This window comes from Bergeriella denitrificans NBRC 102155 (genome assembly GCF_001592185.1).
GTDB classification, from domain to species: Bacteria; Pseudomonadota; Gammaproteobacteria; order Burkholderiales; family Neisseriaceae; genus Neisseria; species Neisseria denitrificans.
The window spans coordinates 1-751 of record NZ_BCWL01000368.1 but is presented as its reverse complement, the minus strand read 5'-3'; the positions used below and the strand labels follow the sequence as shown (position 1 = coordinate 751).

The following is a 751-nucleotide window of genomic DNA, read 5'->3' as shown; positions in this document are numbered from 1 at the left end:
TGGCTGCTGCCGCCGCCCGAGAAGCCGTTTAATTGCAGAAATGCGCCCAATGCGTCCATTGTATTTTCCTTTCAGACGGCCTGTATCTCAGAATACCTTCCCGCAGTTCCGGCAAGTGCAAAATGTTTGCAAACCGATTTGGCGGCATGCCCATTTGTGGCGGGAATGAACGCACCAAAACTGCTTCCACTTCTCTTTAAAGTCAATCATATCTGTCTGTTCCTGTAAGGGAAGCTGCCTGAAACTACCTCATCCACGGCGGCATGGCCGCCTGATTGCTTTGCGGTTTGGCGTTCAACACCGGCACGAATACGGTCAAGCCGCTTTCAAACTCCTCGGCTAAAGGCAGGTGCGGATTGGCCGCCATCAGCCCGTCAATCAAGAGCGCGTTGCCGTAATGTTTATAAGCAATCAAATCCCAGCGGTCGCCGTCGCGCGTGGTGTAGCGGATGACTGCGCTCATAAATCCCTCCTTAACGCCAGGCAAGCGGTCAGCGTTTCCACCGCCGCCACGCCGTCGGCCAATGCGCCGCCCGCCCGCTCCACCGCGCCTGCGCCGCCTTCCAACCAATCGAGCGGGTTGCCGCCCTCAAACGCCGCGCGAGCCGAAGCCACCGCGCCGCCCAGTTCCGAAGCCGCCTGCGAAGCCTGCGCCGCCATCTGCGCCGCGCCCGACAAATCGCCGATGAGCGATGTCACCTGCGGCAGATTGTTCAGACGGCCCAATACGCCGCCGCCGATGTCCAGAGCC

2 protein-coding genes and 1 pseudogene are annotated in these 751 nt (G+C 59.9%); 1 reads left to right on the top strand and 2 read right to left on the bottom strand.

From position 1 onward, the window contains the following. On the top strand, positions 1-228 hold a 228-nt coding region (locus tag BDE01S_RS11625), incomplete at its 5' end, for a hypothetical protein (RefSeq protein WP_218015879.1). A 16-nt stretch (positions 229-244) separates the two neighbouring features. Here the strand turns inward: BDE01S_RS11625 and BDE01S_RS10850 are convergent. Both BDE01S_RS10850 and BDE01S_RS11495 read right to left on the bottom strand, forming a co-directional pair. Then, positions 245-463, bottom strand: coding sequence for a tail protein X (locus BDE01S_RS10850; RefSeq protein WP_066081484.1), 219 nt, complete (start codon positions 461-463; stop codon positions 245-247). After that, positions 460-751: pseudogene (locus tag BDE01S_RS11495) on the bottom strand (phage tail protein); the annotation flags it as partial. The gene BDE01S_RS10850 and the pseudogene BDE01S_RS11495, both read right to left, overlap by 4 nt.